General features: G+C 62.2%; 15 protein-coding genes. 10 read left to right on the forward strand and 5 right to left on the reverse strand.

The genetic code is table 11. The annotated features are described in order from the left end of the window. Nucleotides 1–275: 275 nt before the first annotated feature. Nucleotides 276–638, forward strand: a complete 363-nt coding sequence (locus ACQKKX_RS02765) for a hypothetical protein (protein ID WP_427568566.1) — start codon at nucleotides 276–278, stop codon at nucleotides 636–638. A gap of 225 nt (nucleotides 639–863) precedes the next feature. Here the strand turns inward: ACQKKX_RS02765 and ACQKKX_RS02770 are convergent, their stop codons facing one another. Then, entirely contained in the window at nucleotides 864–3,068 is a 2,205-nt protein-coding gene (locus tag ACQKKX_RS02770; RefSeq protein WP_427569330.1) for a transglycosylase domain-containing protein, read from the reverse strand. A 297-nt stretch (nucleotides 3,069–3,365) separates the two neighbouring features. Here ACQKKX_RS02770 and ACQKKX_RS02775 point away from each other — a divergent pair, with 297 nt between their 5' ends. The 5 genes from ACQKKX_RS02775 (at nucleotide 3,366) to ACQKKX_RS02795 (ending at nucleotide 8,232) form a co-directional block, all read left to right on the forward strand. After that, entirely contained in the window at nucleotides 3,366–3,824 is a 459-nt protein-coding gene (locus tag ACQKKX_RS02775; RefSeq protein WP_427568568.1) for a YcgN family cysteine cluster protein, read from the forward strand. Nucleotides 3,825–3,970: 146 nt separating this feature from the next. Next, a complete protein-coding gene (locus ACQKKX_RS02780; protein ID WP_427568569.1) occupies nucleotides 3,971–5,077 on the forward strand; it encodes a helix-turn-helix transcriptional regulator in 1,107 nt (368 codons plus the stop codon). Between the two features lie 145 nt (nucleotides 5,078–5,222). Beyond that, a complete protein-coding gene (locus ACQKKX_RS02785) occupies nucleotides 5,223–7,595 on the forward strand; it encodes a heavy metal translocating P-type ATPase (RefSeq protein ID WP_427568571.1) in 2,373 nt (790 codons plus the stop codon). After that, nucleotides 7,592–8,038: a Cu(I)-responsive transcriptional regulator gene (cueR, locus tag ACQKKX_RS02790; protein WP_427568573.1), complete on the forward strand. Its 447-nt coding sequence runs from the start codon at nucleotides 7,592–7,594 to the stop codon at nucleotides 8,036–8,038. Before ACQKKX_RS02785 ends, cueR begins: the two co-directional genes overlap by 4 nt. Then, nucleotides 8,035–8,232: a heavy-metal-associated domain-containing protein gene (locus ACQKKX_RS02795; RefSeq protein WP_427568575.1), complete on the forward strand. Its 198-nt coding sequence runs from the start codon at nucleotides 8,035–8,037 to the stop codon at nucleotides 8,230–8,232. Before cueR ends, ACQKKX_RS02795 begins: the two co-directional genes overlap by 4 nt. A 40-nt stretch (nucleotides 8,233–8,272) precedes the next feature. Here ACQKKX_RS02795 and ACQKKX_RS02800 read toward each other — a convergent pair whose 3' ends face one another. Both ACQKKX_RS02800 and ACQKKX_RS02805 read right to left on the reverse strand, forming a co-directional pair. Continuing rightward, nucleotides 8,273–8,494 (reverse strand): hypothetical protein, encoded by a 222-nt coding sequence (locus tag ACQKKX_RS02800; RefSeq protein WP_427568577.1) that lies wholly within the window; start codon nucleotides 8,492–8,494, stop codon nucleotides 8,273–8,275. 162 nt (nucleotides 8,495–8,656) lie between these two features. Continuing rightward, nucleotides 8,657–9,694: an AbrB family transcriptional regulator gene (locus ACQKKX_RS02805; RefSeq protein WP_427568579.1), complete on the reverse strand. Its 1,038-nt coding sequence runs from the start codon at nucleotides 9,692–9,694 to the stop codon at nucleotides 8,657–8,659. A 396-nt stretch (nucleotides 9,695–10,090) separates the two neighbouring features. On the opposite strand from ACQKKX_RS02805, the gene ACQKKX_RS02810 reads away from it, so the two are divergent. Continuing rightward, complete coding sequence (locus ACQKKX_RS02810) at nucleotides 10,091–10,699, forward strand: DUF2026 family protein (protein ID WP_427568581.1); 609 nt, start codon at nucleotides 10,091–10,093, stop codon at nucleotides 10,697–10,699. 159 nt (nucleotides 10,700–10,858) lie between these two features. Here the strand turns inward: ACQKKX_RS02810 and ACQKKX_RS02815 are convergent, their stop codons facing one another. Beyond that, a complete protein-coding gene (locus ACQKKX_RS02815; RefSeq protein WP_427568583.1) occupies nucleotides 10,859–11,524 on the reverse strand; it encodes an outer membrane protein in 666 nt (221 codons plus the stop codon). Nucleotides 11,525–11,934: 410 nt separating this feature from the next. On the opposite strand from ACQKKX_RS02815, the gene ACQKKX_RS02820 reads away from it, so the two are divergent. Next, a complete protein-coding gene (locus ACQKKX_RS02820) occupies nucleotides 11,935–12,828 on the forward strand; it encodes a DMT family transporter (RefSeq protein ID WP_427568585.1) in 894 nt (297 codons plus the stop codon). A 106-nt stretch (nucleotides 12,829–12,934) separates the two neighbouring features. Here ACQKKX_RS02820 and ACQKKX_RS02825 read toward each other — a convergent pair whose 3' ends face one another. After that, nucleotides 12,935–14,893 carry a methyl-accepting chemotaxis protein gene (locus ACQKKX_RS02825; protein WP_427568587.1) on the reverse strand — a complete coding sequence of 653 codons (1,959 nt, stop codon included), beginning with the start codon at nucleotides 14,891–14,893 and terminating at the stop codon, nucleotides 12,935–12,937. A 385-nt stretch (nucleotides 14,894–15,278) separates the two neighbouring features. On the opposite strand from ACQKKX_RS02825, the gene ACQKKX_RS02830 reads away from it, so the two are divergent. Both ACQKKX_RS02830 and ACQKKX_RS02835 read left to right on the forward strand, forming a co-directional pair. Further along, on the forward strand, nucleotides 15,279–16,322 hold the full coding sequence (locus tag ACQKKX_RS02830) for an SMP-30/gluconolactonase/LRE family protein (RefSeq protein ID WP_427568590.1): 1,044 nt from the start codon (nucleotides 15,279–15,281) through the stop codon (nucleotides 16,320–16,322). A gap of 314 nt (nucleotides 16,323–16,636) precedes the next feature. Beyond that, nucleotides 16,637–17,098 (forward strand): SRPBCC family protein, encoded by a 462-nt coding sequence (locus ACQKKX_RS02835; protein ID WP_427568592.1) that lies wholly within the window; start codon nucleotides 16,637–16,639, stop codon nucleotides 17,096–17,098. The last annotated feature ends 189 nt before the right edge of the window (nucleotides 17,099–17,287 follow it).

Genomic DNA, 17,287 nt, shown 5'->3' on the forward strand with positions numbered 1-17,287 from the left:
ACGATTAGCATTGATTCTGTCTGGAAGGAACTGCAAAGGCCCGGTCTTTGCCGTTCGAAAGCGCAGCGTAAGTTTATGACCTGAAGTCGATACCGTTCTCACTAGAACAGTAAGTCTTGTGAATATATCGACTTTTATCTCCCGGTTTATCGGCGTATTAGATGTCCTTTGATACCGCCTTTTATTGAAGGGGTATGGGAATGAAAACGAGAGTATTTATTATATTTGGGGCGTCCTATGCGACGTTATTGTCAGGCCTGACAGGCGCGGACGCGATGCTGTCACGCTTTGCCGACTGGGATCCTTCGGCGGAAGGGATCGACAATCTGTTCGGGGTGCTCTTCTTCACCGCGGCGATCCTCGTGTCGATGACACGGAAGGTACATGCCGTATTCGGAGGCGTGCCGGATGCTGTCGCCTTTCGCGGCAGCCTGTCGCAAAACCTGTGGAGCCTGACGGTCGGCATCGTGATCGTCACGACCCTGGTCAACCTGTCGTTCACCATCGCCTCTTCCTGGTCGGCGACCGGGGAAGTGGTCTGGCCATCGCCGTTGCGCACCGCCATCCTTTGCCTGGTTCACGGCATTCTGGCGCGCGTCGTCATCACCGAAAGCCTGGAACGGATGCGCTACGCCTGAAGACTGTTGCCGGCCGGGGTTCGCAGGCGCTGACGACAACGCCAATCCGGTCGGTACGGCGTCACCCACGAGGGGGTGAATCCCCGCACTGCGCGTTGCGTGCGGACTTTTGTCTTTCCTGCGTTTCTCTCCTGCGGGCTGGCGCGCAAGCGGGTTGGCCCGCGCACGCGTCAATCGCCCGGAAAGTCATGAAGCCATTCGCACGGGAACGCTGGCAGCCGGGTTTTACGGCTTGGCGTCCAGCTTGATGGGGGTCACTTTCGCCGGCGGTCTGTGCGGCGGAGCAGCGTCGGAAACCGTGCCAGGGGTGCCTGGCCCCGCGACCGTTTCTGCGCCCGCGCCTGACGATATGTCCGCCACCGCCGGGCCTGCGCCCTTCAGTCTCTCGGAAATGCCGCGCAGCACCCGCGAGGTCTCGGCCGATAACGTCCGCGGCCGCGTCAAGGCCGGCACGTCGCCCGCCTTGTGGCCAGCATCTGCCACGGCCGGACCGGTGGCATGGTTGCCGTGCGGCAAGGGGTTTTCGATGCCGGGGATCGGCTTGAGTTCAATGCCCTGATGCGCGTAGTCCATCAGCTTCTTGAAGGTCATGGCCGGAAGCGCGCCGCCGGTCATGTTGTTCATCGAGGTGAAATCGTCGTTCCCGAACCAGACCGCGCCGGTATAATTGCCGGTGAAACCGATGAACCAGGCGTCACGATAGCTTTGCGACGTGCCGGTCTTGCCGGCGGTGACGACGCCGCCATCGAGCGCTGCGCGCCGCGCGGTGCCGATGACCGGGATTTGCGTCAGGATGCGGTTCATCGACGACGTGGCTTCCTGCGACACGACGCGTTGCGCCGGCGGTTCGTCGCGGGCGAAATCGTAGAGGATCTCGCCCTCGTAATTGATCACCTGCTCGATGCCGTGCCGTCGCGACTGCAGGCCGCCTGCCGGCATGACAGCATAGGCGGTGGCCTGGTCCATCACGGTCACTTCAGATGTGCCGAGTGGAATGGTCTTGTCGCGGCGAAGCGGCGTTTCCACGCCCATCTTGATGGCCGTATCGGCAATCACGCCGGTCCCCAGCTTTTCCTTGGCGAGCCGGACCGGGACGGTGTTGAGCGACTGCGCCATGGCGTTCAACAGGCTGACCCTGCCCTTGTAGGAGCGGGCATAGTTTTGCGGCGACCATCCATTCCAGCTGATCGGAGCATCGGAAATCATGGTTTCCGGCGTGAAGCCATTTTCCATGGCGGCCGTATAGGTATAGAGCTTGAAGGACGAGCCGGGCTGGCGCAGCGCCTTGGTGGCGCGGTTGAACTGGCTTTCGCCATAATCCCGGCCGCCGACCATGGCGCGCACCGCGCCGCCGTTTTCGATCATCACCAGCGCGCCCTGCTTGACGCGGTAGCTTTCGCCGAATTCGCGAAGGCCCGATTCCACCGCGGCCTCGGCGGCCTGCTGCAAGCCTGTATCGACCGTCGTGCGCACGATGACCGAGCGCTGATGGATCTTGCCACTGGCGGCCAGACGCTGCACTTCGTCGAAGGCCCAGTCGAGGAAATAGTCGGGCGCCGTCACCTTGGCGCGGTCGATGGCGGTTGCCGGGTTGCGGCGGGCCGCAACGACCTGGCCCTCGCTCATCATGCCGCTCTGCACAAGGTTGGTCAGCACTTCCGCGGCACGGGCACGGGCGGCGGGCAGGTTCACATGCGGCGCATATTTGGCAGGCGCCTTGAACAGGCCGGCCAGCATAGCGCTTTCGGCAAGGTTTACCTCGGTGAGGTTCTTGCCGAAGTAGAACTGCGCCGCCGCCGCCGCGCCGAACGTGCCGCCGCCCATATAGGCGCGGTCGAGATAGAGCGACAGGATTTCCTTCTTCGACAGGTTCACTTCCAGCCAGACTGACAGGAAGGCTTCCTTGATCTTGCGCTCGATCGAGCGTTCGTTGGTCAGGAACAGGTTCTTGGCCAGCTGCTGGGTCAATGTGGAGCCGCCTTGCACGACGCCGCCTGCTCTGGCGTTTTCGGACAGGGCACGGCCAAGACCGATGAAATCGATGCCGTAATGATCGAAGAAGCGGCGGTCTTCGGTCGCAAGCACCGCCTTGATCAGATGATCGGGCAGTTCGTCGACCGGCACCGAATCTTCGTGAATGATGCCCCGATGACCCACGACATTGCCGTAACGATCAAGAAAGGTGACGGCAAAATCGCCGTGATTGCGCCAGTCTTCCTTGGTTTCCTCGAATGCGGGCAGGGCAAGCGTCAGCAGCACGACGGACCCGGCGGTGCCGAGCGTCATTGCTTCGCCGGCCAGTTCGAAGCCGACGCGCTTCCAGCCGCGCACGCGAAAACGGCGGAAGAAGATGGTGATCTCTTCCCAGGTCTCCGCCAGCTTGAAGCCGAGGTTCCATACCGTGCTGTCGATCCAGCTGTCGAGCTTCAGGAAAAAATGACGCTTGCGGCGCGGCCTCGCCTTCTCGGCGGTCCTGACCTGTTCAGATCCGTCGTCCTTGGCTGTGTTGCGGCTCTCTTCGGAGCCATTGTCGTTCTGCACGCCGGCGCTCCCACGTCTGTTTTTTTATCCGAGCCTTGACGCCTCCCTTAGGAAGGATCAAAAGCGGCCAGCATCTCCCATAGGAAGCATTAGCTTATAAAAGGTTGACCGGCGAGATATGACGCGCTGCCGGTCCCGCTTCCGGGTAAATTATTTGCGATCCGCGTTGCGAAAATAAAACAAATCATGGCCGATGAATTCTGGAAGACGAAACAGCTGGAAGAGCTTTCGCCCGTCGAATGGGAAAGTCTCTGCGACGGCTGTGGTCTGTGTTGCCTCAACAAGCTGGAGGATTGGGACACGGGGGCGGTGGCTTTTACCTCCGTTGCCTGTCGCCTGCTTGACGGCTCGACCTGCCGCTGTCGCGACTATCCCAACCGACAGGCGATCGTGCCGGATTGCATTCAGCTGACAGCGCAGGAGGTGCGTGAGATTGGCTGGTTGCCGCCGACCTGCGGTTATCGGCTGGTGCGCGACGGCGAAGACCTGAAGTGGTGGCACCCGCTGATTTCCGGCGACCGCGAAACCGTGCATGTTGCCGGCATTTCGGCGAGGGGTCGCACGGTCAGCGAGACGGAGGTCGATGTTGATGACTTCGAGGACTATCTCGTGGACTGGCCGATGCATGTTGGGGAAAAGGCCTGAACCGGCACCCGGCCGGACAAAGCCGTTGAAACAAACGGATGCCTCCGGCAATTTAGCGATGTATTGCTGACGTGTGTCGTGCTAGAAAGACAACCGTGCATAGGGAGCCGGCACGGTTCGAGATCCGGCGCGTCGCGGAAAAGGTCATGAGGGCTGAAGACACGTTGGCCGATCGTCTCTACGAGGCGGCGATGATCCCCGAAATGTGGGAGGATGCCTGTGGCGCCCTGGCGGCCACCGTCGGGTCTTCCACGGCCTCGATCTTCACCGTTGATACGCTCGGCAAGCACCGTTTCGTCACCACGTCCAATATCGCCGATGCTTTTGGCGCCTTCATCGAAAGCGAGCACCGCTTCAACAATCTGCGCCCGATCCGGGCGATGGAACGGTTCCCGTTCTCGTTTGCCCGCACGACCGATCTGATGACGCCGGAGGAATATGCCGGCGATGCGATCAATCGGGATTTCATCCATCCGCACGGCATGGAATGGGAGGCCGGCTACGCGTTTCAGGAGCCGACCGGGCATATCGTCGTCATCTCGCTGATGCGGGCCTTCGGGCTCGCGCATTTTTCCGTCGACGACCTGCAGACGCTCAATCGCCTGAAACCGGATATCGCCCGGGCGGCCTATATGGCCTCCCGGCTCTCGTTCAAGGAAGCGCGCTCGATGACGCAGACGCTTTCCATGCTCGGCCTGCCGGCCGCGGTGATCGGCGATGCAGGTCAGGTTCTCGTCACCAACCCGGAACTTGACGCTCTTACGCCGCGCATTCGCACCGTTGCCGCCAATCGGCTGATCGTCGACAATCCTGGCGCCCGCGCGCTGCTGGAGGATGCGATTGCCCGTTACCGCGGGCAGGCGCAACCCACGGTCCAATCCGTCCCGATACCCGGATACGACGGTGCGCCGCCGCTGATCGCTCATCTTCTGCCGATCCGCCGTGCCGCCCGCGACATCTTCTCGCGCGCCATGGCGTTGCTTGCCGTCACCGAGGTCGCGCAGGTCGGGCCGCCGGACATGCGGGTTCTGTGCGGCCTGTTCGATCTGACGCCGGCGGAGGCACGTGTCGCGCGCGGCATGGCGCTTGCGCAGACGCCTGAAATGGTGGCGGCCGCACTGGGCGTTTCGGTGGAGACGGCGCGGTCGCATCTCAAGCGCATCATGCGCAAGACCGGCACCACACGGCAGGCGGAACTCGTGCTGTTGCTGTCGGGGCTGAGCACGCCTGGCACCGGGCCAGGCGGCAATTGACGACGTGCGCAAGCGGATGTCGTCTTGACCTGCAGTCCTTCAGTCCGCCTGCTCAGAGCGGCGAGTGGCATTTTATCCAGGGCGGCCCTTGACCTTCCCATGATGGGAAGGCCTACATGAGGTGGCGAAAGGATGCCAGTTCGCCATGAAAACCACCTTTGCTCCGACCAATACATCCGTCACGCCATTCGATGTCCTGACCATCCCTGTCGATGGGATGACCTGCGCCTCCTGCGTGCGCAGGGTCGAGACCGGTGCTGCCAAAGTGGTTGGGGTGGAAAAGAGCACCGTCAATTTCGCCACGAAAAAGCTGACCATCGAGACGGGTGCGGGTTTCGACCCGGAAGCACTGTCCGCGGCCATCCACAAACTCGGGTTCGAAATTCCGCCGGGCGCCTTGCCGGTCCGGCGGGTCTCGGACGAGGCCAGAACGGCGTCGCGGACGGAGGTTGAGGAAACGGTCTCAGCGGAAAAGGCGGCATCTCGCGGCGTGACGGGATCTGATGCCGATCAAAGTGAAAAACATGAAATTCTCCTGAGGCGCGATTTCGTTATCAGCCTCGTGCTGACGCTGCCGCTCTTTCTTTTTGAAATGACCGGGCATCTTTACGCACCCTTCCATCACTGGCTGCTGGCGGCGGTCGGGCCGCAGATCCTGCATTACGGGTACTTCGCACTGGCGACGCTCGTGATTTTCTGGCCCGGCCGGCGCTTCCTGCAACTGGGCCTGCCGGCGCTGCGCGGCCATCCCGACATGAATTCGCTGGTCGCCCTCGGCGTGCTCGCGGCCTATGGCTATTCGCTGGTCACGACCTTTGCGCCAACATTGCTGCCCATCGATGCGCGCCATGTCTATTACGAGACGGCGACGGTGATCGTTACGCTGATCCTGTTCGGGCGTATGCTGGAGGCCCGCGCCACCGGGCGTACCGGTGAGGCGATTGCCAGGCTTGCGGGGCTGCAGACCAAAACCGCCCGTGTGGAGCGGGACGGCGAGGTGGCCGATATTCCCACGGCGCAGGTCGCGGTCGGGGATATTGTCGTCATTCGGCCCGGCGAGCGCATTCCGGTCGACGGCGTCGTGATCGATGGGCGCTCGCATGTGGACGAGGCGATGATGACGGGCGAGCCGCTGCCCGTGGAGAAGGCGGCCGGCGCAAAGGTCACGGGCGGCACGGTGAACGGCACCGGCAGCCTGCGTTTTCGTGCCGAAAAAGTCGGGGGCGACACCGTTCTTTCCGGGATCATCCGGTTGGTGGAACAGGCACAGGGCGCGCGATTGCCCATCCAGGCGCTGGTCGACCGGGTCACGGCATGGTTCGTACCGGCGGTCATGGTCATCGCCGCGGCAACCTTTCTCGTCTGGTGGCTCGTCGGTCCGCAGCCTGCGCTTACCCATGCCCTGATCAGCGCGGTGGCGGTGCTGATCATTGCCTGCCCCTGCGCGATGGGGCTTGCCGTGCCGGTCTCGATCGTGGTCGGTGGCGGGCGGGCGGCGGAGCTTGGCGTTCTGTTTCGCAAGGGCGAGGCGCTGCAGTCCCTCTCCGGTATCGATCTCGTCGTGATCGACAAGACCGGCACCGTGACGACGGGGCGTCCGGCCTTAACGGATCTGGTCGTCGCGGACGGTTTCGACGCCGACGAGGTTCTGGCGCTGCTTGCAGCGGTGGAAAGCCGGTCCGAACATCCGATCGCACAGGCCATTCTCGAAGCGGCGAAGGTCAGAGGGCTCGCGTTCGGCGCGGTCGCAAACTTTCGATCCGTCACCGGATACGGCCTGTCGGCACGGGTTGATGGAAAAGACGTTTCCATTGGTGCCGAGCGCTTCATGGAGACGCTGGGTCTGCCGGTTTCGATCTTTGCGGATGCCGCGCGGCGGCTGGGCGGCGAGGGCAAGTCGCCCTTCTATGCCGCGATCGATGGCAGGCTTGCGGCGATCATCGCCGTTGCGGACCCGTTGAAACCGTCGAGCGCGGCGGCGCTCGCCGCCTTGCAGGCCGAGGGGATCGACGTCGTCATGGTCACGGGCGACAATCGCCGCGCCGCAGAAGCCATTGCCGCGCAGGTCGGCATTGCGCGGGTGGTGGCGGATGTCCTGCCTGCGGGCAAGGTGGATGCGATCCGGGAACTTCGCGCGGGCGGCCGCAAGCTTGCCTTTGTCGGGGATGGCATCAACGACGCGCCGGCACTGGCGCAGGCCGATATCGGCATGGCCATCGGCACGGGCACGGATATCGCGATCGAAAGCGCCGACGTGGTTCTGGTCGGCGGCGACCTTGCCGGCGTGCTGGGCGCCATCGCCATCAGCCGCGCGACGATGAACAACATCCGCCAGAACCTGTTTTGGGCGTTCGGTTACAATGTGGCACTCATTCCGCTGGCCGCCGGACTGTTCTATCCGGCCTTCGGCATCACGCTTTCGCCCATGTTCGGCGCCGGCGCGATGGCGCTTTCGAGCACGTTCGTGCTTGCCAACGCATTGCGGCTGAAGACGGTAAGGATTGGAGACGTAAGATGAATATCGGACAAGCCGCGGAGGCGTCGGGCGTTTCGGCCAAGATGATCCGCTACTACGAGGATATCGGGCTGATTGCACCGGCGGCCCGCAGCGGCAACAATTACCGCATCTATGTCGAGGATCAGGTGCATGTGCTGCGGTTCGTAAAGCGTGCCCGCTCGCTGGGCTTTTCTCTGGAGGAGACTGAAGCGCTGTTGAAATTGTGGCAGGACCGTAGCCGCTCAAGCGCTGCGGTCAAGGAGATCGCCACGGCGCATATCGATGATCTGGAACGCCGCATTGCCGAGATGCAGGGCATGGTGAAGACGCTGAAGAACCTTGCCCATTGCTGCGGCGGCGACCACCGCCCCGAATGCCCGATCCTCGACGACCTGGCGGGCGACAGGCCTGATGCGGACGTTAGCCCGGCCTCTTTACCATTTCAGGAAGGACGATCGACATGATCACCGTCTTCACCATACCCGACATGACCTGCAGTCACTGCGAAAAAACCGTGCGCAATGCGCTCGGAAACGCCCTGCCAGACGCTGCCGTCAGCATTGATCTCGCCAGCCATCGCGTGACCATCGAGGGCGACGCCGCAAAGGCGGAAGAAGCCATCCGCGGTGCCGGCTATTCGCCGCAGCGGCTGTCCTAGTCCCGAGCGTCGTCCGGCTGCCGGCCTCTATCGGCAGCCGTCACAGACGCAGCATGGCGTAATCGGTATAGGCGTTGACGAACAAGGCTCGCGCCAGCGCCCGGTCTATTTCCTGGTTCAGGCAACGCTCGCAGGCATTGATGGCCAGCCTGTATTCGTCGATCGGACCTTTGCCGGCGCAATCACGCAGGTAGCGCAAAGCGCCCTTGGGTCCGAAGATCGGCTGTTCGGCCCCGTCATCATCGAGGACGTAGACCGGCATGCTCCATCTCAGCTCGAAATCTACTCTGACAACCGCGTCCATAGCAAAAGCCTCCCCGTGCCATGCGTTCGCAAATCAGGCCGCCCCTTAAAATACCACGGGTTCGCGCGACTGTCCTAGAAAATTCGATTTATCTAATAAAATGCCGGATAGGAGCATGTGTCAGGATATGCGGGCATCGGGGCTGTTGCGTGACAGAAGGCGGGCCGTGGCGGGTCCGGTAATCACGACGAAGATGAACCGCGTCACCTGCATGGCCATTACGAAGGGCACATCGACGTTGGTCGAGGCCGCGATGATGGCAACGCTATCGGCACCGCCGGGGCTGGTGGCCAGATAGGCGGAGAGGGGATCAATCCCGGCAAAATGAACCAGTCCTGCGGCAAAGCAGCCGCAGATGCCGATCAGCGCAAAAACCGAAACCAGCACACGCGGCAGCGCGCGGGCGGCATGAGCAACGACTTCCCGGGTAAAGCGCATGCCGATGCCCCAGCCGATCGCGGCAAAACTGAGCGCCAGCAGCCATGGCGGCAGCACGATCGGCATGACGCCGGAAAATTTGAGCACCATGCCGACCGCCAACGGCAAAAGAAGCGCGCCGCCTGGCAGTTTCAGCCGCAGACCCACCCATGCCGCGGAAAGCGCGGCGATGACCGTTGCTGCAACGGCGATCCAGTCGAGTGACGGAAACCAGATCGTGGCCTGCTCCTCGACGGTGGTCACGCCCATGAAACGCGCGACGATGGTGGCAGCAAGGACGACGCAGACGACCCTGACATACTGCATGAAGGCAACGAGCCGCATATCGGCGCCATAGCCGGCGGACATCAGCGTCATGGCGGCGGCGGCGCCGGGAGAGGACCCCCAGATGGCTGTCGTGCCGGGGAAAAGCCGGGTGCGCGCCATCAGCCAGCCGAGAAAGGCTGCCGCAATCACGGTGGAGAGGACGCCGATGACAAAGATCGGCCAGTCGGATTTGAGTTCGCTGAACAGCGAGGGCGGCATGTTGCTGGCGATCAGCATGCCGACGACGGCCTGGGCGGCGGTAAAGCCACGCGCGCCGATGCGCACGCCGGCCCCCAACGTCGCCATCCACACCGCCATCGCCATTGGTCCCAGCAGAAGTGCTGCCGGCAGGTGCATGAGTTCGAGAACGGAGACGAAGACAGCCGATCCGATCAGGAGGGCGCACCAGCGCAATGCGACCGGCCATGTTCTCGGTCGCCTCGGCCAAAAGCGCCGCTTCGCTGGTATTTCTTCGGTCAAGACATGCTCCGTAGGTGCGCCGGACGCTATCCGGCACAATCTGAAAAACCGGCTTTGCACAGTCTGGGATAAAAGCGGTGGATCGTCGCCGCCTTCTTCGTGGTAAACATGTTCTCGGACACCGCGCAAGGCTGCCAGGGCCAAAATCGATGTCATGCCACCGATCAGTGACGCAATGTTGTTACGACACCGCGAAAGTGGAAGGTGCTTGACATGCTGAGGCGAGGCGGGCCGGGCGCCCTGCGATTGCCGTCCGGTTCTGCGTCGGCGTTTACATCCGCGGCGCACTGGCATACTCACCGGGCGAGTTGAAACGAGCGAGCAAGATACATGCTGATCAAGCAGAGCGACTACCACCGCATCTACAAGGTGATCCACAGCCTGCTCAGCGCCAATAACGCCGATCCGGCGACGGCGAGCATGTATTTCTCCACTTTCGGCGCGTTCATTCTCGAACACAATTTCAAGATCAAGGCGAAACCGAAAGGCGGTCTGGCCGCCTATAATCTCGGTGGCACGCTGATGCTGTTCGCCGACCACCGCGAGGACGGGTTCGTCACCGGCGCCGGCGATCATTTTCACTGCTGGGTAGAGGCCGAAGGCTGGGCGATTGATTTCATGGCGCCGGCCTTTCCGCAGACGGCGCCCGATCTAAACCTGCCGGCCAGAATGTTCCAGCGGCCGTTGACGGACATGGCGGGTGATATCAACCAGCTGACGCAATCAGGCGATTTCTACTATCAGGCCGAAGCTGCGGCGATGTCGCGCCGGTTCGCAGACTGGCACAGCCAGGGCGCTATCGGTGATCTCGCCTCCATCGCGGCGGGATGGTTCCGCAAATCACCAAGGCAGATGCCGGCCTCGCTGTCGCTCAGCGATCGCGATGGTGTGTCGAGGGTCGTTGCGCTTGCCGGCAACGGTCTTTCCGGAAGCTGGTAGCGCATCTCGCCTGGCGCGGTGATAAGGTGTCCCGCCAGGATGCGGTCACCTACGCGGGATGGGTATCGGGCCGTTCCGCCCGACTCGCCAAAAAGACGTGCAAAAGAAAAGGCAGCGGAATGGCTTCCGCTGCCCCTGCGATTATCGATCGTGTGACGATCAGAACTTCACGCCGATACCAACATTGACGACATGCTGGTCGAAATCGACATTGACGCCGCCAAGATCGCCGCTGCCGAAGTCGTTGTAGCGGTATTCCGCACGGCCGAAGATGTTGTCGGTGAAGGCATAGTCGACACCGGCGCCGATGGTCCAGCCATGCAGCGTGTCGTCGGCATCGCCGACCGGCGTGTTGGCTTCGATGTTCGTCGCGGTCCAGCCACCTGCGATATAGGGCAGCGCGCGGTCCATAGCATAGCCGAGACGTGCGCGGGCCGAACCAGAGAAGCCGGTCTCGACATCAGTGCCGGCGCCAACCGATTCCTCGTTCCAGTCGTAGTTCAAGTCGCCTTCAAGGCCGACCACGAAGCCATTCGACATCTGCCAGTTATAGCCGACAAAGCCACCGAAACGGCCACCATCGAAATTTTCAGAAAAGCCGCCGGGCGCGGCGCTGAAGTCACCGTTACCCCAGCCATAACCGCCATGCAGACCGACATAGGGGCCGCTCCAGGTAAAGACCGGCGCGGTTTCGACGGCGATCGGCGCTTCCGGAATCTGTTCGACCGCATCGGCGGCGCGGGCGGCCGTGGTCGCGCCGAGCGTCAGAGCGGCTGCAAAAATACCAGCCAGGGCGGTGCCGGCTGCGGGGGAGAATGTCTTCATGGATTTTTCCTCTCGGGTATCGTGACAGGCAAATGCCTTGCTGTTCGAACACTCCAGCCGCGGCTCCCAAGCCAAGTCGCGACGGACCATCACGGCGTGCAAACGACGCAGCCGGGCGTTTGTTCCCTCAAAGAGGATGCAAAAGATTTGTGCCGGTCTTCAAACGCATCGGCATGGTTCACGTAGGCCGTCACGGCCGTGGTTGCGGTTTGCACACCGGGCCGTGGCCTGAGCCCCGGGATGCGGTACATGGTCAGGGCCAGAAACGTGCGACAAACTGGCCTGATGACGCCAAAACCTGTAGGAGCTGAGTCACTATCCATCGCACCCGTAGCAAGGCGCAAACCGGCCGCGACCGCCTCGACCTGCACCCTACAGGAGCCGCCAGAACCGATGAATAGCGAAACACCATGAATACCAAAACACGAGGTTATCTCTACGTCCTGCTCGCCATCACTATTTTCGCAGGCCAGGACGCGTTTTCAAAACTGCTCGGTGACAAATACCCGCCGATCATGGTGACGATGATCCGTTTCTGGGCGTTTGCGGTGTTCGTAACGCTGATGGCCGCAGCCTCTCCCGGTGGGCTGCGTGGCGCCATCGTGACACGGCGGCCGCTTCTGCAGGTCGTCCGCGGCATGCTGCTGGTCAGCGAGGTCGTGGTGGTGGTGATATCCTTCACGATCGCGGGTCTTGCAATGACCCAGTCGATCTTCCAGGCGACGCCGCTGATCATCACGCTTCTGTCCGTGCCCCTTCTCGGCGAAACGGTGGGCTGGCGGCGCGGCCTGGCGCTTGGGGCAGGCCTTGTCGGCGTGCTGATCATCCTTGATCCGACGGATGTGCATTTCGATATCCGCTTGCTGCTGCCGCTTGCCGCCGGTTTCATGTTCGCGCTCTACAGTATCGCGACGCGCGCCGTCAGCCGGGACGATTCTGCGCTGACGAGCGTGTTTTACGCAGGCGTCGCAGGGGCGGCCTTCGCGACGTTGGTCGGGCCCTTCTACTGGACACCAATCGCGCTGGAGGATTGGCCGGCGATGGCTGCTTTGTGCATTTGCGGCGCCACCAGCCATTACTTCATGATCAAGGCCTACAGCCTGTTGAGCGCCGTCGAGGTGCAGCCGCTGACCTATCTTCAGCTCGTCATGGGCGTTGCCGTGGCGGTCGCGGTCTTTGGCGAGACGGTGACGCTCAACATGGCGATCGGCGCTGCAATCGTCGTCGGAGCGGGGCTGTTCACGGTCTGGCGGGAATATCGGCTCGGCATCCGTTCGGCCAAGGCGGACGTGCCGGACGCCTGAACACCGCGTCGTCGCACCCCCAGAACAAAAACGGCCGCAGGGACAGATCCTGCGGCCGTTTCGTTTCAGATCAGTCCTCCGGCGGACAGGCCGCCGGATGTCTTACTCAGAATTCCTGCCAGTCGTTGGTCTGGGTGTCGACGGCCAGCGCGGCATTGCCGGAGAAGGCGGTCGCGACCTTGTTGGCCAGCTTGCGGGCAGGGGAGGCAACCGGGCGAGCCGATTGCGGAGCTGCCTGCGGCGCGGCCGAGCGGGGAGCGGAAGCAACCTGCTGCATGCGGACATGCGACAGCTTGAACTGGGCGAGCAGGGCGTTGAGCGCTGCGGCATCGCGGGCGAGACCGTGGCTTGCTGCCGTCTGCTCTTCCACCATGGCGGCGTTCTTCTGGGTGTCCTGGTCCATCGAGTTGACGGCGGTGTTGATCTGCTGGAGACCGGAAGACTGTTCCTGCGCGCTTTCAACGATAGCGTTGACGTTGCGGTTGATCTCCTGGACTTCGCCGACGATGGTCTCAAGCGCCTTGCCGGTTTCGCCGACGAGGTGAACACCGTTCTGGACCTGCTGGTTCGAGGCGGTGATCAGCGTCTTGATTTCCTTGGCGGCGTTTGCGGAACGCTGAGCCAGTTCGCGCACTTCCTGGGCGACGACGGCAAAACCCTTGCCGGCTTCACCGGCACGTGCGGCCTCGACACCGGCATTGAGCGCGAGCAGGTTGGTCTGGAAGGCAATGTCGTCGATGACGCCGATGATGTTGCCGATCTCGCCCGAAGACTTTTCGATCTGCTCCATCGCCTTGACGGCGTTGGCAACGACTTCACCGGACTTTTCGGCGCCCTGACGGGTGCGGGCAACCAGCGCGCCGGCTTCCTGTGCACGGCGGGCGGCGTCCTTCACCGTGGTGGTGATTTCTTCCAAAGCGGCGGCGGTTTCTTCGATCGAGGCGGCCTGCTGTTCGGTGCGCTTGGCCAGATCGTCGGCGGCCGACTTGATCTCGCCGGAACCGGCTTCGATGCTGCGGGCGTTTGCGGCGACTTCTTCAAGCGCTGCCTGAAGCTTGGACGCCGAGGCGTTAAAGTCGTTGCGGACGCCGTCGAGCGAAGCTGCGAACGAACGTTCGATGCGGTGCGAGACATTGCCGTCTGCGAGGCTGGACAGTGCTTCGGCAAGGCTCTCGACGGCGAACTTGACGTCTGCGGCCTCACGCGCCTTGGCGGCTTCGCGGTCGATGCGTTCCTGTTCCGACAGGCTGCGGTTGTCTTCGGCTTCCTGCTCCAGGCGCTGGCGCTCCAGGGCGTTGTCACGGAACACGGCGACGGCTTCTGCCATCTGGCCGATTTCGTCCTTGCGGTCGAGACCGTCGATGTCTTCGCGGGTTTCGCCGGCAGCGAGCGACGCCATGCGTTCACGCAGACGCGCCATCGGAGCGGTGATGCCATTCTGGGCGATCGTCAGGGCCAGAACGATGGCAACGGCGATGCCGACCAGCATGCCGATGATGGCGAACTGGATGGTCGAGGAAACCTCGGCCGACAGCGCATCGCCGCCGTTCTTGATCAGGTCTGCCATGGCGCCGTTGCTCGCGCCGAATTTGGGCGACAGTTCAACGATAGCCTTGTCGAGATCGGACTCGAGCGCGGAAACGCGCGCATTGTCGCCGGCAACGTGTGCCTTCAGCAGTTCGTCGCCAATGCCCTTCAGCTTGTCGGCGCCGGCCAGTAGTTCATCGGTGGCGGCCTGACGGCTGGGGACGAGGCCCGGAACCTGCGCCAGACGGCCGCGGGCACCGGTGATTTCCTTGCCGAAACGCTCTGCGAAATCCTTGAAGGCAGGCGACTGCGGATCCTGCGCCAGCGCACGGGTGAGCCAGGTGGTTGCCGTCCACATGCCGGCGGCACCGCGCGGAACGAAGGTCGCGGCCGTGCTCTCGTGATGCAGGAAGTTTGAATAGGACTGGTTGGCCGCGCTGAAGCGCTGGGTCACAAAGAGAAGGCCGGCAAGCGAAATGACGGCAAGGATGGCGATGGCCATCAGAAACTTTGTCTTGATCTTCAAATTCTTGAGCATTGGAAAGCCTCAGAAGCACGCGGGGAGGGAGGATAGCGCGTGGCGAAAAACAGAATTAAGGAGTCGTCTGATGAAGACGGCACGCATCATGCGCACGCGGCGACCTGACCGATCGCAATGTCCTTGAAGCGAGAAATAGGTGCATTGTCATAAGAAAATCTTACACTTGGCGCTGCTCGCGACAATTTTCGAAAATTTGCTGATACCTGCCTCTTTCTCGCCTGATTTTCATCTGCGCGTAACCATCCGGGCAATAGGCAACCAGCTGTTTGTTGCAGTGCGGGAGGTGCGTCGGTAGATCCCGGCAGGGCCATGATTTTGCCTGCCTCACGCACGGGGGCAAACTGATATGAAATCAAAAATCCGTTTTGAGGGACCTTTGAACGTGGACATTTCCCGCCGTAATATCATGTCGCTGGGCGTTGCTGCCGCCGCGACCGCCGTCACCACCAAGATTGCCTCCGCACAGGCGATCAGCTTCACGCCCAGCCCGATCTATCCGGATCCGGCCATCCAGGTGCTCGACCCGAGCTTTGCCAAATACCGTGTTGCCAGCGCCTCGCTGGAACAGGTTGCCACCGGCGCCCGCTGGCTCGAAGGCCCGGTCTATTTCGGTGATGGCAAGTACTTGCTGGTCAGCGATATCCCGAACAATCGCGTCATGAAGTTCGACGAGACCAACGAGACCTGGAGCGTCTTCGACGCCAACTCGAACTATGCCAACGGTCATTGCCGCGATCGTCAGGGCCGCCTGATCTCGTGTGAGCACCTGACCCGCCGCGTGACCCGCACCGAGCATGATGGTTCGATCACGGTTCTGGCCGACAACTACAAGGGCAAGAAGCTGAATTCGCCGAACGACATCGTCTGCAAGTCGGATGGTTCGCTGTGGTTCACCGACCCGCCGTTCGGCATCGGCGGCATGTGGGAAGGCGAAAAGGCGGAGGCCGAGCTGCCGCATTCCGTCTACCGGATCTCTCCCGAAGGCGAACTGACGCTCATCACCGACGAGCTGAAAGGCCCGAACGGCATCGCATTCTCCGAAGACGAAAAGAAGCTTTACGTCGTTGAAGGCCGTGCACAGCCGTTCCGCATCGTCTGGTCCTATGACGTATCAAAGGATGGCAAGACGGTCTCCAACAAGAAGGCGCTCATCACCGCCGAAGACAATGGTGGCCTTGATGGTTTCAAGGTCGACGTCGATGGCAACCTGTGGTGCGGTTGGGGTTCGTCCGGTGCCGCCGGTGCCAAGCCGGAAGACCTGAACGGCGTCAAGATCTTCAACAAGGACGGCAAGGCCATCGGCTTCATCAAGCTGCCGGAGCGTTGCCCGAACCTCGTTTTCGGCGGCAAGAAGAAGAACCGCCTTTACATGGCGTCCAGCCATTCGGTCTACGCGCTCTACGTGGAAACCCGCGGCGCCGTCTGATCCGACGCGGACCTTTTCGTTTGAAGCTGCGAGTGGGGCTGGACCGGAAACGGTCCGGCCCCACCGTCGTTTCGCGGCCCGGATCTCCCTGGGACGGCCAGAACGGCGGCGAAGACGGGTTATCGAGGCCCGCTGGAGTTCGGGTGGACGTCGGATATCGACGCGTTTAACTTCCCGTCTCTCCCCCTGCGGCCACGGTCGAGACCGTACCCGGATCCGGTGGTGAAAAATGTCCTGCCCTGGCGGTTTCCGGCCGGCTCACCGCGTCCTAGGTAGAGATTGGAAACGCCGTGTTTCAAACGCCGGAGGACGCCATGAGCGCCAGATATCAGTTACAGATCGTCCGCGAGTTCGATGTGCCGGTCGAGAAGCTTTTTCAGGTCTGGGCGACGCCCGAACGCTATGGCGAGTGGTTCTGCCCGCTGCCGTGGAAAGTCACCGAAGCGCGTCTGGATCTGCGCAGCGGCGGCGAAAGCTATATTCTGATGGAAGGACCGGATGGCCAGAAAATCCCCAATACCGGCGTCTATCTGGAGGTCGTGCCGAACCGGAAGATCGTTTTCACCGACGCCTACACCAGAGCCTGGGAGCCGGCGGAAAAGCCGTTCATGACGGGCATCATCGAATTCGAGGATCTGGGTGGCGGCCGTAGCCGCTATACAGCGTCCGCATTGCACTGGAACGAGGAAGACATGGAAAGGCATCGGGACATGGGTTTCGAAGAGGGTTGGGGCACGGTCGCCGGCCAGATGGCGGATATCGCGCGGACCCTCTGAAACCTGCCGAAGCCTCTCCCTATGCGTCCGCGGTGCCCCTGGTGGTCGGGGCAGGCAGGGCCAGCGGAACCGGACGGCTTTTGCCACAACAGCTGTCCCCGTCATGCCGGCCGGCCGACCCATCGACATGTTCGAAGAATGCGTTCGAAAGTTTCCGATTTGTCCTGAAGCCTGCCGGTCGCTATCTGA

This window comes from Neorhizobium sp. NPDC001467 (assembly GCF_050275975.1).
Classification (GTDB): Bacteria; Pseudomonadota; Alphaproteobacteria; order Rhizobiales; family Rhizobiaceae; genus Neorhizobium.